Origin of the sequence: Cytophaga sp. FL35 (assembly GCF_014349235.1) — a bacterium.
In the GTDB taxonomy this organism is placed as follows: domain Bacteria; phylum Bacteroidota; class Bacteroidia; order Flavobacteriales; family Flavobacteriaceae; genus Euzebyella.
The window spans coordinates 15,677-29,515 of record NZ_JACSOH010000029.1; the positions used below are offsets into that span (position 1 = coordinate 15,677).

The following is a 13,839-nucleotide window of genomic DNA, read 5'->3' on the forward strand; positions in this document are numbered from 1 at the left end:
AGGCACTTTTCTGTTCCTCGGTATATTCCTTTCCGCCATATAATAGGTTGCTGTCTCCACTCTGTAGAAATTCCTTTATCCGTTCAAAATAGGCCAATTGGGCGGGGGTGGGCTTTAGGGTATGGACATCGAGCTGCATTTTGGGCCTGTCAATTTGGTGCGTTGTGCCGTTGACGATGATCGAAATCTCGTTGTAGAGCGAGGACAAGAGTTTCATTTTCTTAAAGGAGCGGAAACGCTCGCGCACCTTGTAATCGCCGGAAACCGTTGGCTCGAACTCATAGGATTTATTGGCGAACACCTGTGCCCATTGGTCAAAGGAGGTAATGTTCATTTCCCGCATTCGGTTCGGAATCAAGTATTTGAACAGCACATAGACCTCGGTAATGGAATTGGATATGGGAGTACCCGACAGAAAAGTGGCCTGAAAATCCCTTTCTTTTGCCATTTGTAGATTTCGGATGGCCACCAAAAGGTTTTTACTGCGCTGCGAGCCTTTGTTAGTATTCAGTCCCGCGACCCGGTTATGCCGTGTGGTGTACATCAGGTTCTTGAACTTATGCGATTCGTCGATCATGATGTGCCCAAATCCCATTTGATCAAAATTGATGACCTCGTTCTGTTTTTGTTGCATCTGAAAATACACTTCGTCCAAAGTGGCCTTCAGGTTCTGCCGTCATTGTTGCAGGCCTTTGAGCACCCGTTTGCTGATGGAATATTTGTCCTCATGGATGACGCTCAGGTCGCGTTCAAGGTTGGCCAGTTCCTCGCTGATGATTTTGTGGATGACCTTCGGGGATTGTGGAATGAACTTAAAGGTGTCGTGGCTCATCAGTACCACGTCGCAATCGGTAACGGCAATTTTGGCAAAAAAAGCGTTCCGGTTGGCAAGGCCGCTGACCACCTTGTCATGGGCGACCAACAATTTCATGTTCGGAAAGGCGTTGAGCAGTTCCCTTTCCAATTGCACTACGGTGGATCGCAGTCCGATGATCAAGGTCTTATTGGACAAATGAAGTTCCTTCAGTTTGAAAGATGCCAAGGCCATATCCAGGGTCTTACCAAAACCCACTTCCTTGTTGACGAGCAATCCTTGGTTGATAATGATGCCTGCCGCGGTGTCCTTTTGGCTTTGGTACGGGGTAAACTGTTGCAGCCCTTCAAATTTCAGGTAGCTGCCATCATACTTGGGGTGTACTTTGGCATCATACATTTTATAGAAGATAAATTCCAGTCGACGTTTGAGTTCGGATTTTCCCAAGATATAGTTATGGAAATCCTTGTAGAGCAGTTCAAACTTGATACGGATTTCCTGCATTTTCGCCTTATCGGTCTTTTTGTTTCCTTTCGGCCCTTTCGAAATATAGGGGATGGTCGAGTTGAGCGCACCTTCCAGGATGTCCGTAAAATAATAGCTGCGGTTTTCGCTCCGTACATAGAACTTTCGAACCTCCTGAAATTCATAGGTTTCGATTTTAGCCATATACTTCGATGTGCTTTCGTTATAGGCGATATGCACCAACGTTTGATAGGTATCGTATAGAAAAGCCTGCGTAATCTCCAACGGAAACCAAGGTTCATGCAATTTGATGTCAAGATTCTCAAAGGGTGTAATGGGCGGTTTTACCCCTTCCAAGGCCAAAATGGATTTATCAATGTAATTTTTATCGACGTAGGATTGATAGGGTCCAAAATCGTTCTTGCGATAAAAATTGATTTTTTCGTAGATGGTTCCGGATAAAAAAAGGAATTTGGGAGCCAGCACTACTTCGTTCCCTTCCGGATTCAGGAACAACAATTGCCGTTCCAAGGCATCCTTGATGACCGATTCCTTGGGCTCTCCGGTCATCTTAGCCAAAATGTCCGTATCGATGCAATTGTATTTGTTCAACGAAAAATAGATGGCATCCTCCAACGATAGTTTTTCGGGTGTTTCTGCCTGACCACTCCAAGGATTGATTAAAACATCGGCCTTAACGAAAGTGCCGTTTTCAGGTCTTTCCAAGGCCAGGAGCATCGGCCCCTGAATGTCCAATGTCACGAAGGTATAGTTGGCCTTATCGTGCAGTTTTCCATACTGAAAGTCGAACAGGTCATATTGGTAATTAAGACTGTCCAAGTTTTCCTGTCCCTTGCTGCGGTCGGTATCCAATAGTTCGAGGTAGGTATCGCGCAAGGCCAGAATTTTCGAAAGTTTGTCAAATTCCTTGGGCTTGATGGTCAAGATTTCCAATGCCCCGTTCTCAAGGATTTTGGCCACCTTCTGTTCCCTGATGACCAGATTACCGGTCTTTAGGACGCCATTGTACTGCAACTCAGAGATAGGCACGGCGGATTCTTTTGGCGTAAATTCAATGGGTTTTTTCTTTATCATTTCATTTTTTTCCGCCAAATGAATGCCGTTCAATCTTTGGGTTATGGCTTCTTGCAGACCTTCCAAACCGAATGCGTTCTTTACGGTGTAATCGGTTCGGTCGTAAAGGCCCCCTTCCTCAATGTCGCCTAAAACTTTTTCCCCGTAGACTGAGAAGTAGGAACTGAACTGAACGCTGTTTTCGCCTACATCGATTTCAACGGTATCGGAAAACAGCGCATTTGTCTTTTGCTGTTCGGTCGTTGTGGCGATTTCTTGATTATTCTGAAAAATCAAAATATCGGTTACCACGGCCGTATTTTCCTGGGCGAAGGCCGAATCGGGCAGGCGAACGCCGCCCAAAAAATTGTTGGTTTCCATCAAGTGTTTCCGGATGGGAGCATATTGCATCTTGTCCATAAAGTTCTTGGTACATATCAAAACAGAAACCCCCGCCGGCTTCAAGCACGACAAACTTTTGTAGACAAAATAGGAATGGACGTTCTTTGAAATTTGGCTTTGCAAGGGATGACCACATAATGCGGTATCAAAAACCTTGTTCGCCCCAAAGGGGATGTTGCTGATTACCAAATCATAGGATTTGTCCGCATCGGTCTGGGACAAATATTCAAAAGGGACACCAAAAATCCTGACATTGGCATTCGGCTTGAAATTATGTTCCAAAATACGGGTGGTCAATATTTCTTTCTCAAAGGCGGTGTACCGTGCCGAAGAAAACTGCTTCAACAATTCCCTTATGATAAGCCCGTTCCCCGCACTCGGCTCTAAGACAGTCTTGGGGTGAAAGCCTTCCAATCCATCTAAAAATGAAACAACGGATTGTACGATGGGAACAGGTGTAAAATAGGAGTTAAGGGAGCTTTTCTCCAAGCTTTCCAAAACTGTCGGTGCATATTCCGAACCGAAATAACGTTCCAACCGTTCCATAAAAACGATTCGATATTCTTCTTTTTTTAGTATATCGTAGATATTGCCGAAACCGAGGTTGTTTATAAACAGGTGCTGGTCGGTTTCTGGGGCATGGAGTGCGTCTAGGGTCCTGACCAAATGGTCGAGATACCTTTTCTTTGAGTATTTCATGAGTGAGTGAGTTAAGGAATTTGATGAGATACGTATGCTACATAGTCAGACCTTTATTTTTATTGGGATTGATACCTTTTAGAACTTCTTGGAAGTCATGTTTTGAGAGTGTAAATCCTAAGTTCTCCAATAGGGCATTGTTAAATTTTAGTTTGGCAACCTCCGACCAACCGAGAATTCCCCTATGTTCGGTTTCATTTTCTTGATAATATGCTGTGGCAAGAATGATTTTGCATTCTTACACCATACATTTTCTTGAATATTGGAGCCTTTCACTGATCTACTCGTAATTGAAATACAACAGGTTCTCGTGCATGTCCCTATTGGCCATATAGTTGTCAGATACCAACCGGCCCGATTCCTTTTCGTACATTTTCACGCTACCATTGTCATCACATTCACTGCTATCAATATAGTAAACGAAGGATTGGGTTACCATGGCTATTTCAAAAACGTGACTTTCATTTTCCTTGTTCTTCTTTTCCATGATTGCTTGGCTTTGTATTCATGACCTCGGCATAAATGGTTTTCTTTAAGTTGAAGGAAGGTCTTGGGTTTATTTTCTTCTCGTTCTTCCAGATTTCGTAGTGCAGATGATACCCTGTCGAACTTCCTGAACTGCCTACCGTGGCAATGGATTCATGTTGCTCAATGGTCTGTCCTTTGACAACCAACACTTTGTCCAAATGCCCATAGAGGGTCTTGAATCCGAACCGGTGCCTAATGATGATATGGGTACCGTAACCATTTTCCGAACGGATGACGTCCGCCACGGTTCCCGCAGCTGAGGCATACACGGGCTTGCCCGATGGAGCGGCCAGATCGATTCCAAAATGGGCAGTAGGTTTTTTTGAAATGGGATGGACACGAAGGCCAAAACCGCTCGACAACGAATAATCGCCTTTCTCCAAGGGAACACATGAAGGAAGCTGGTGTAACAGTTCCGGTCGGGACTTTAAGTATGTTTGCAAAGCCGTTATATAGGAATAATCGGGAATTTGATATAGGTACTTGGCAATCCGTTCCTCGATGGCCTTTAATAACTGTTCTCGTTCCTTATACACAATTGTACTGTCGGAAAGGTTCATTTCCAAATTGGTTTGGAGACGTTCGGCATAGCTTTCCATGATAACGGTTGTTTCTTCAAGTTTTCTTTCCGAAAAACCGAAACTGTTTCCAACAACATAGAAAAGGCCAAGAAGTATCAGTAATAGAAGATGTGCCAGTTCCTTCCGACCCAATCCCCCTACATAACTATGCCCGACAAGCCTTAATTTTTTACCCCATAAATTTGCAGAATCAAAAAAATTCATATATTTGCTTTATATACAAATTTATAATTTATTTACAAATAAACAAAGAATGATTGAAAAGTGGCTTACCGAAGACCATCGCATCGACCTCCCAAAACTGTTCACGCATTTGGGTTTTAAACTATTCCAGAAGGAAGCGACCCATTATATCTTCAAGGGTGGAGGTTCGTACTACGTGGTCCTCTATTCCGATAAAGCATATCTGTACTATACCATAGAACGGCCAGAGGAAAAGCTATCGGCTTCGGACCTGATTACCGCCTATGTATCGAAGACCGAAGGGGAGAACAAGGAAATGCTATGGGACAAAGTGGACGCTTTTTATAACGAGGTGATACGCACAGAAGATTTATTGATTTCGGACACTACAAAAAACACCATGGAAACGGTTGGGAAAGACTTTAACCATTTTATCGATTACGGCCTTCCCCTGAATCAAAACGCGGATTGGCCTTATGCCAGTTCGGAAGACTTGGGCCCTTTTGAGGGACGTATTGTTCAAGACAAAGAGGGCAAAGTCCTATTTCCGCTGTTCAACATCCAAAACGAGGTCTGTGGTTATTTTGCTGATACCGATAAAGGAGTACTGCCTTTTAGGGAATCGGCCATCACACATTCATTGTGGTATTCCAACATCCCCAAAAAAATCGATGGGCTGTTCCTGTTCAAAGATCCTAAAGAAGCGTTGGCATTTCATAGAAAGTTCAGTTTGAACAATGTGGTGTACCTCGCACTGGGTGCCATCAATACCCAAACGACCCGAATACTGTTCCAGATTCAACGACTTACCAAGGTCGATAAGCTCTTTTTGAGTTTTACCGGCAACAAAAAACTGGAAGGGTATCTGCGCGATCTCCATTTCATATCCTACGTGGAAGATTCTGATTTCAAACTGAGCTTGACCGACAGGGATATGGCACTCCATTTTCCGATGGGCAACGAAAAGTCCTTTTCCAAATTTTACAACCACACCCGACAGTTCAATGCCGAATTGGCCCAAAGTTTTATGAAATACAATAAGATTATCGACCAGAGCCGTTTGAACCGATATAGCATCATGGTATCCAAGGACGGGGAACAGATCAAAGTTCGCTTACCGTTGGAAGCCAATGCCATCAGATTGTTAGTCTGGTCGTACTATAAGAATTATTTGGACAAGGCCATCGAAATCCTTAAACCGACATCCCACAATTGGTATTCGGAATGGGAATCGACCGAAGGTCAGCAACAAAAAGGAAAGGAGGGGCAATGGAAAGACTATAGAATCGCAATGTAAAATGGAAAAAGGGCGCTCCCGCCCTCTTTCCTTCAAATTCCTTAACAAGCAAATCACTCCTGAACTGCTTGTTAAATTCAAAATTAAAAAAATTCAAATTCCTTAACAATCAAAAATCACTCAAAAATGGAAAAACAAGCAGAAAAACAAATCGAGAAAGTTTTTATAAAGCTCAATCAGGTATGGCAAAGGGGCGAGGCGGTATCCGTAGACGAAAACACGTTCAAGGTCAAGACGGCCGATAACCTACCCTTCGAGATTGAGAAGGACAGCAAGTATCTGGAAATTCAAAAGTTCCCGGACCAAAAATTTGCGGTGGGCGAGGCCAAAGAGCGACTTGAAGGTGCCTACATCAGCTTTGACAAACTGCAACCCAATGTGCAGGATAGGATCATCAAAGGCCAGGAATATCTGATCAGCACGGCGCAACCCAAAGATGGGGTCATTCAGGAAAACGTAAGAATGGTACAACTTCTTTATAGCCCTGTTTCCGGTTCGAGGCTTGATGTACAGATCAAACGCAAGCAACCTGTAAAACTGGAAGATGCCAAGGCCTACCAACACCAATTTACGAATGAGGAATACAACACCATGGTAAAGGAGGGCAAGAACGTAGTTTTTACCGGCACTTCCCTGAATGGGGAAAAGTTCGAGAAAATGGCATACTACGAGCCACGTTTGAACGATATCCGAACCAAATCGGTACCGTCAAGCAATTCATGGATATTGGGCCAGCAACTAACGCAAGAACAGGCGGATTCCATTAACAAAGGCATAGAGACCAAAATCACGATCCGAAAAACCAAAAACGGGCCATCGACCTATTTGGTTAGTTGGAACCCGAAAACGGAGACCTTTAGGTACCGCTCATTAGAAAAGGCCAAGACCGAGAAGGTCGGCAAAAAGGAGCAAATGACGGTTGGCGACTTAAAAAAAAAGAAACAGCCTAACGCGGCCATGAGCCTGTAATCCTCTCTTTTACTAACTCAACATAATGGCCGACATATCAACTATGTCGGCCATTCTAAACCCTTTTCATGAAAAGCCCGAACTATGGAGATAACCCCGAACATTATAAACGATTGATTGCCAAGATCAACGAAGAGGTCGACTTCGCTATGTACTTACAACGGAACGGATATAAACTCATCAACAAAAGCTCAGGTTCCATGGAATTTCAAAATGACGAAGACCGAATCGTCCTTCAAACGAAAAGGAATCCCGTTACCTATTTTAATCGAAACGATTCCCTTGATAAAGGATTGTTCTTCAAATACCTGATGCAACGCAGCCCTAATTTTTATAAGGCCGTACAGGCGGGCCTGGAAATCGCGAATCAATCCAATACCATAGAAAATGATATTCTGAAACCCAAAAAATCGAATGTCCGAGCAAAGTCCTTGGAAGAAAATTATAATATAAAGCCCTTGCTGAACTCTCAATATCTAATGGTGCAAAGGGGCATCTCACGCAAAACCCTGAACAGCCCACCATTTCAAGGCCGAATCTATAACGCCTATCACATTCGTGACAATGGTGGCAGGATTGCCAACATTGCTTTTCCGAAATACGATTCGGACGGTAATGCAAAAAATTACATCCTTTACAATAAGCCTTATCGTAGTAAAAAGGACAATGAGACCAAAAAGTTTCGCTTGGTACTGAACCAAAAAGACCATCTGTTGTTTCATTCCAAACCCATTGAAAATCCGAAAAAAATCATCTTTGGGGAAAGCGGTATCGACCTGCTCTCCTATCACGAACTTCACGGTAAACCCCACAATTTTTATGTGTCCTTTGAGGGAAATGTGTACCGGGAAAAGCTGCAACATTTTCTGCAACTGGTTCGACCCATGTTGACAAACGAAAGTACAAGACTCATATCCATTTTGGACAATGACCTCAAGGGCCGTGAGTTCGATCTTAAAGTCTTTGCGGCCCTGATTAACGAGTACAATCCGAATGTCAATATCGAGACCGCATTTCGCTCCGAAAATGCATGCCTACGCATCCACTATACGGAAAAGACAAGGGGCCGACTCCCCCTTCATACCGAAATTCTGAATGAGAAATTGACCTCCGATATCTCGAAGCACGGTTTGGTTTTCGGTCCCGTCCGCTGCGTCGGGTTCTCCGATAAAATCCTTTTGGAATTCTCGTTACACGAAATGGCCAATGTAACCCGTAGCAAGCAAAACGCGTTCAAAACCATACTGGACACCATCAATGCCCTCTACCTTCCGTTCGGGGCCGACCTTCATAAATCACAGAGCAAAGATTGGAACGACGACCTGAAGGCTACCAAAAAAGAGAAATATGTAAGAATGGAAACCGTACAAAGGCAAAAGATCGCTGTTGATGATAAAATCGAATTATATACGGCTAATGGACCAGAGGACGGCACCAACCAAGGAATCGTAAAATCCATCAAGGAAAATGGGTTAGAGTGTGATTTTGGATTGAGGTACACCTATGCCATTCCCTACTCGGCGGTAAAAGTGCACTTAAGGAGAAGAACCGCGCAGGTTTACGAAAAGAGCGACCAAAAATCCAAGATAAATTCAAAAAACAATAACTTACAAAACATTCTGTCATGAAGACCATGGAACCACTATCCGAAGAACTAAGGGACAATCAATACTACGTTTCGCTGCTGGACACACTCATAGAGGAAAACGATTTGGATCTGAAACACAGGCTGCTAAAAGCGGATACCTACGCTAGGTTCATCAATGAGCAGGCTGGCCTTTTAATGGACGAGACCATTGAATATATCGGCAAACACGAGGTCTCCTTTCCCGTTGCCTCATCAGCAGTTGTCGAACAATGGAAGGAACGGATGTTCCAATAACTACGGAGCAAATTTTCCAACTTCCAAGGACAAGTCATGAACGACAAGAATCTCGCATTCTCCGCCATGTTGCTTTCGGTAACGGTCTTTGCCATTATTGGCTTTATGACCTACTATCCCATTCTACAAAACGGACAATGGGATTCCAAACTGTTCGATATAGGTTATAATTTTTTATTGCGTTTTGAGGCGTTGCAAAGACCACTCGCCAGTCGAGGTCTGCTATTAATGTGCATCTTGGGCTCGGTCATGCTCTATAATCCCAGAAAAAAGGAAGGCAAGTCATTTACCGCAGGGGCTCTCTATTTTGGTATAGGCCTGGTATTGCTTTTGATAACGGGCTATTTGGTTCCGGCCCGGCCAGGACTGCTATCGTGTTCTTTGGCACTTTATATACTCGGTTTTTTATTCTCGGTCTCGGGTGCGGTGCATCTTTTTCAGGTTATGGACTACGGCAACGAGGCCGAGGATGATCCGTTCAATGAGAAGAACGAAACCTTTAGGCAGACCGAAAAGCGAATAGACACACCATACTCGGTCAACATTCCCTACGAATACCGCTACAAGGGAAAATTGCGCAAGGGTTGGATCAATTTCGTAAACCTTTTTCGGGCACTATTGATTATCGGGACGCCCGGAAGCGGAAAGTCCTTTGCCCTCATCGAAGAAATCATTGAGCAATTTATTGAAAAGGGATTTACCCTGCTTATCTATGATTTTAAGTTCGATACCCTAAGCAAGATTGCCTTTAACTATTGGATGCGAAAAAAGGAAAGACTAATAGCAGTAAAGTCTGATGAACTTGTAGAAATGCCCGAATTCTATATGCTGAGTTTTGACAACATCGAAAAATCACATCGCTGCAATTCCATCGATCCCTATTTGATGCGCAACCAGACCGATGCCGCCGATGCGGCCACCATCATTATGAAAAATCTTAACAAGGACTGGATCAAGCGCGGCGATTTCTTTTCCAAGAGTGCCATCAGCTTTGTGTCGGGGCTAATTTGGTACCTCAAGAAAAAATCTGAGGAAACAGGCAAGAACATATGTACCCTGCCCCATGTGATTACCCTTTCCACGGTCAATATCGAATATCTATTAACCATCATGATGCGCGAAGTGGAGGTCCGTAGCCTGATGATTCCCTTCAAGGATGCTATGGAACGACAAGCGGGCCAACAATTGGCGGGGCAGACTGCCAGTGCCCAAATCTCGCTTTCGATGCTGGCCAACAAGGAGATCTACTACATCATGACGGGCAACGATTTCCGGTTGGACCTCAACAACCCCAAAAAGCCAAAAATCGTTTGCATACAGAACAATCCCGATCGTTCGGAGGTCTATGCGGCCCCGATAGGACTTTATATAAACAAGATATTACAAGTGGTCAACAAACCAGGCGGAAGACCGTTGGGCTTAATTTTGGATGAACTCCCCACCGTTTTCATTATGGGATTGCGGAAAATCATCGATACGGGCAGATCGCACTATGTGGCCACCATTTTAGGCATTCAGAGCATCACTCAATTGATCGCCGATTATGGCAGGGAACTGGCCGAAGTCATTTTCGACAACTGCTCCAATGTGTTCAGCGGTGCGGCCAAAGGAGAGACGGCACGTCGCATCAGCGATATTTTCGGGCGCATCCATCAGGAAAAAAAGAGCAAGGCCGTTTCCAACAACGATACAACGGTCAATTTCAGTACGATACTCTCCGAACTGTTGCCCAAAAGCAAAATCACAAGTATGTCCACCGGGCATTTCGGGGGCATCGTGGCGGATACCTTTGAACATCCCATCGAGCAAAAACTGTGCTTCGGACTGCTGAGACCCAACATGGAGTCGAAGAAAATACAAGGGAAACACGAAATTCCGAGCCATACCGATTTTAGGAGCAAAAACCATGACGAATTGGTCAACAAGCGATTGAAACTGATGAAGGCTCTTGGCTTTTTTGAAATCGTCCAGAAAATTGATTGCCACCAATTGGACTATCTGGGCTTTTACAATGACTATATTAGCGGGTTCGCCGAAAGTCACTATCCCAACACCATCAAACGGATGCAGTTCATCAAACTGGTACGCGAACTTCGAATGTACGACCATTTACAAAAGCTAGAGGGTTTTATCGCCAAAAAGGATACTGAGGACGAACTGAATCCATTCCTCGTAAAATTGGTGGATCGGATGCTTGTCAACAAGGAAATCGAACAGATTCTCGATGCCAATTTCCTAAAGGTCATTCAGGATGTGGATGACCTCGTGACCGCAGAGTATGAAAGTTTTACTGGGAAGAAACCGGAATTGGCCGTTTTCGACAAAACAAAGACAGGTGACCAAATCGGCCAATCCCTGGAAAAAGAAGAGGATATTGCCCAACACTTTATGAAGCAGTACAACAAACGGGCCAGTAGGGAATTGGCGGATGCCTTCAGAAAGGCCCACGAAATCCCTACATTTGAGAGAGTTTCAAAAACCCATCGAACGGAAGTGCTTGATGATTCAGATATTGGGGATTTGGAAAACTTATATTCGAGTTATCCCGTAGAAATGGTGGATGAACAAACACAATGAAAAACCTATTATGAAAGATATCGATAAAATAATGCAGGCCTCATCGGAAGAATTCAGCTACATCGGGGAACGTCTGCGACAGATACGCGATGAACTTATCGAAAAAAGTTCCGGCAACAAACGGGACAGCGAATTTTCCCGAAAAAATATGGCCGAACGCTTTGGCATCGATTATTATACCCTTACGAATGTAGAGCGAGGTACGTTTTCCTATACCTCGATTAAATTGGTACTGTATTATTATATGCTAGGCTACAATATGGCATGGATTTTAACTCCTGACAATGAATTTATTCCTAAGCACAATATAGGGGAGAATGTGGTTTATCAGACCGATGTACAAGAAGAGTATCGCGAATTGGAGTCGGATATTGTTGAGGCATTGATGAAGTTCAAGAAGAAGATTTAGCCGATGCAAAATTCAGCAATAGCAGATTGCGGCCATTACTTTTTAATTTTTAAAAATTAATCTTGCTTTTTACTTCCTTAAGGTTGGGCAATAGTCCAAGCCCTGTAAGTCAATTCAAACTCCGAATATACGTTATATACCAAGCCAATATCAAACTTGGACACATTTAGTGAATAAGAGTAAATTATTTTATAAAGTGGCTCATGTTGGCGGAAACTTTATATATTGGTTGATATTTCATTTATAGATAAACCCCATTTTTTAGGGTTTATCGTTTAACAAAATATAATGGCAAGAGGAAGTTACATATCCGAGAATCTAACCCAATCGCAATTGGATCTTATGCTCTTATTGGATGAATACGAAATGGACATTTTCTCCTTGGAAGATGTGAAAGGGCTTGTTCCGGACCAAAAGGAAGATATCAACGAAATCATTGAGAACCTCGTCCATAAAAAAGTGTTCTCCCGCATCGAAAGGGGCAAATATTGCCGTGCCAATTTTAGGGACGAAAAAGTAATCGGTTCTTTCTTGGTGCCCGATGGTGCGATTGCCTATTGGTCGGCCTTAAACCTGCATGGGCTTACCGAACAGTTCCCCAACACCGTTTTCGTCAAGACCACAAAAATAAAAAAGGATAAAAAAATCTTCGGTGTAGCTTATAAGTTCGTGACCATAGCAGAGCGGAAAAGGGATGGTGTCAAAAAAGAAGGTTATGGCAACCATAGGTACGCCATTACGGACGTGGAGAAAACCTTAGTCGATTGTTTCGATCTCCCCAAATACTCCGGTGGATATGCGGAATTGATCCGGGCATTTTCAGAGGCAAAGTTGTCTTCCAAGAAGATGATCCGTTACTGCGGAGCCATCAATAATATTGCGGCCATTAAAAGAATGGGATTCTTGGCCCAGCTTTTCGATAAACCGGGAATGAAAACATTTGTTGGCTATGCCCTTCAGCAAGTCAAAGAGGCCTATAATCCTTTTGATCCCAAAGGACCGGATTCGGGGGAGTATGCACGTGACTGGCGGTTGCGCGTGAACATCAGTAGGGAAGAACTAATCGGCATAGCCAATAAAATCTACTGATACTGCTCACAAGGGAAATTGAAATTAAAGCCGAAGCGAATGGTGTCCTAAAATCGACCATAGACAAGGATTGGGTCCTTGGCCATTTTATCGATGCCATTTTTTCCATTCCCCTATGCAGGGAATCCCTCATATTTAAAGGCGGTACTTGTCTTCGAAAATGCTACTTTCCGGATTACAGATTCTCGGAAGATTTGGATTTTACTTCCACCAATCCCGAATTCGCATTGGATAAAAAAACGCTTAAAGAGATCGCGAGATTGATTACGAAGTGTTCAGAAATCCCGCTTCATATCCAAGAAATTTCCCCTTTGCGATTCAATGAAAAGTTGACCGGCTATAAGGCAACCATCAAATTTTGGGGCGCCGACCATTCACAAATCAGGCACCACCGATACCGAATCGGTGGACGACCAGCATTAAAATCGAGATCATCCTGTTTGAAAGAATGGTGTTTCCCGTCGAATTGAGGAAGGTACACCACCCCTATTCGGATGCGTTATCGTCGGAACCCCTATCCGTCCCTTGCTATTCGCTGAATGAGGTTTTAGCAGAAAAACTACGGGCGTTAATACAAAGGTCTTACACTGCCCCAAGAGACTTTTATGATATTTGGTATCTATCTAAGAATGTGCCCAATATCGATTGGACAGCGGCAACAAAAGCCTTTCACGAAAAAATGGCCTTTAAGGGCCTTGCTTTTACGGGAATCGACCAAATGGTCAGTGATGATAGTGAAAAAGCCCTTAAAGCTGCTTGGTCAAATAGCCTAGGGCATCAACTACCCGAAAAAAATGTCGTCGAATACGAAACGGTAAAGAACGATATCGTTTCATTGTTGAAGGGAATATTTTAAGAATCCTATACCAA

General features: G+C 43.6%; 11 protein-coding genes and 1 pseudogene. 9 read left to right on the forward strand and 3 right to left on the reverse strand.

Features of this window, described 5'->3' with window-relative positions; genetic code table 11:
- Position 1 precedes the first annotated feature (1 nt).
- The 3 genes and pseudogenes from BIZ36_RS17735 to BIZ36_RS17745 form a co-directional block, all read right to left on the reverse strand.
- A pseudogene (locus BIZ36_RS17735) lies at positions 2-3,454 on the reverse strand (helicase-like domain-containing protein); the annotation flags it as partial.
- 280 nt (positions 3,455-3,734) lie between these two features.
- Positions 3,735-3,941, reverse strand: coding sequence for a hypothetical protein (locus BIZ36_RS17740; RefSeq protein WP_187459237.1), 207 nt, complete (start codon positions 3,939-3,941; stop codon positions 3,735-3,737).
- Complete coding sequence (locus tag BIZ36_RS17745; protein WP_187459238.1) at positions 3,916-4,767, reverse strand: M23 family metallopeptidase; 852 nt, start codon at positions 4,765-4,767, stop codon at positions 3,916-3,918. The genes BIZ36_RS17740 and BIZ36_RS17745 overlap by 26 nt, the downstream gene beginning before the upstream one ends.
- Positions 4,768-4,816: 49 nt before the next feature.
- Between BIZ36_RS17745 and BIZ36_RS17750 the strand changes: the two genes are divergently transcribed.
- The 9 genes from BIZ36_RS17750 (at position 4,817) to BIZ36_RS21195 (ending at position 13,825) form a co-directional block, all read left to right on the forward strand.
- Positions 4,817-6,043, forward strand: coding sequence for a hypothetical protein (locus tag BIZ36_RS17750; RefSeq protein ID WP_187459239.1), 1,227 nt, complete (start codon positions 4,817-4,819; stop codon positions 6,041-6,043).
- Between the two features lie 126 nt (positions 6,044-6,169).
- Positions 6,170-7,012 carry a hypothetical protein gene (locus BIZ36_RS17755; protein ID WP_187459240.1) on the forward strand — a complete coding sequence of 281 codons (843 nt, stop codon included), beginning with the start codon at positions 6,170-6,172 and terminating at the stop codon, positions 7,010-7,012.
- 68 nt (positions 7,013-7,080) lie between these two features.
- Positions 7,081-8,640: a DUF3991 domain-containing protein gene (locus BIZ36_RS17760; protein WP_187459241.1), complete on the forward strand. Its 1,560-nt coding sequence runs from the start codon at positions 7,081-7,083 to the stop codon at positions 8,638-8,640.
- Complete coding sequence (locus BIZ36_RS17765) at positions 8,637-8,894, forward strand: hypothetical protein (RefSeq protein ID WP_187459242.1); 258 nt, start codon at positions 8,637-8,639, stop codon at positions 8,892-8,894. The genes BIZ36_RS17760 and BIZ36_RS17765 overlap by 4 nt, the downstream gene beginning before the upstream one ends.
- 36 nt (positions 8,895-8,930) lie before the next feature.
- Positions 8,931-11,471 carry a type IV secretory system conjugative DNA transfer family protein gene (locus tag BIZ36_RS17770; RefSeq protein WP_187459243.1) on the forward strand — a complete coding sequence of 847 codons (2,541 nt, stop codon included), beginning with the start codon at positions 8,931-8,933 and terminating at the stop codon, positions 11,469-11,471.
- Between the two features lie 10 nt (positions 11,472-11,481).
- Complete coding sequence (locus BIZ36_RS17775; protein WP_187459244.1) at positions 11,482-11,880, forward strand: hypothetical protein; 399 nt, start codon at positions 11,482-11,484, stop codon at positions 11,878-11,880.
- 288 nt (positions 11,881-12,168) lie between these two features.
- Complete coding sequence (locus BIZ36_RS17780; protein WP_187459245.1) at positions 12,169-12,969, forward strand: type IV toxin-antitoxin system AbiEi family antitoxin domain-containing protein; 801 nt, start codon at positions 12,169-12,171, stop codon at positions 12,967-12,969.
- 131 nt (positions 12,970-13,100) lie between these two features.
- The gene (locus BIZ36_RS21190; protein ID WP_353616855.1) at positions 13,101-13,439 is read left to right on the forward strand and encodes a nucleotidyl transferase AbiEii/AbiGii toxin family protein; all 339 of its coding nucleotides are present in this window, start codon (positions 13,101-13,103) and stop codon (positions 13,437-13,439) included.
- Complete coding sequence (locus BIZ36_RS21195; RefSeq protein WP_286174944.1) at positions 13,418-13,825, forward strand: nucleotidyl transferase AbiEii/AbiGii toxin family protein; 408 nt, start codon at positions 13,418-13,420, stop codon at positions 13,823-13,825. Before BIZ36_RS21190 ends, BIZ36_RS21195 begins: the two co-directional genes overlap by 22 nt.
- The last annotated feature ends 14 nt before the right edge of the window (positions 13,826-13,839 follow it).

What these genes read in the sequence shown, in the direction of transcription:
- BIZ36_RS17750 (WP_187459239.1), top strand. Translation starts at nt 4,817, where the DNA reads ATGATTGAAAAGTGGCTTACCGAAGACCATCGCATCGACCTCCCAAAA.
- BIZ36_RS17770 (WP_187459243.1), top strand. Translation starts at nt 8,931, where the DNA reads ATGAACGACAAGAATCTCGCATTCTCCGCCATGTTGCTTTCGGTAACG.
- BIZ36_RS17775 (WP_187459244.1), top strand. Translation starts at nt 11,482, where the DNA reads ATGAAAGATATCGATAAAATAATGCAGGCCTCATCGGAAGAATTCAGC.
- BIZ36_RS17755 (WP_187459240.1), top strand. Translation starts at nt 6,170, where the DNA reads ATGGAAAAACAAGCAGAAAAACAAATCGAGAAAGTTTTTATAAAGCTC.
- BIZ36_RS17780 (WP_187459245.1), top strand. Translation starts at nt 12,169, where the DNA reads ATGGCAAGAGGAAGTTACATATCCGAGAATCTAACCCAATCGCAATTG.
- BIZ36_RS17740 (WP_187459237.1), bottom strand. Translation starts at nt 3,941, where the DNA reads ATGGAAAAGAAGAACAAGGAAAATGAAAGTCACGTTTTTGAAATAGCC.
- BIZ36_RS17765 (WP_187459242.1), top strand. Translation starts at nt 8,637, where the DNA reads ATGAAGACCATGGAACCACTATCCGAAGAACTAAGGGACAATCAATAC.
- BIZ36_RS21195 (WP_286174944.1), top strand. Translation starts at nt 13,418, where the DNA reads ATGGTGTTTCCCGTCGAATTGAGGAAGGTACACCACCCCTATTCGGAT.
- BIZ36_RS17760 (WP_187459241.1), top strand. Translation starts at nt 7,081, where the DNA reads ATGAAAAGCCCGAACTATGGAGATAACCCCGAACATTATAAACGATTG.
- BIZ36_RS17745 (WP_187459238.1), bottom strand. Translation starts at nt 4,767, where the DNA reads ATGAATTTTTTTGATTCTGCAAATTTATGGGGTAAAAAATTAAGGCTT.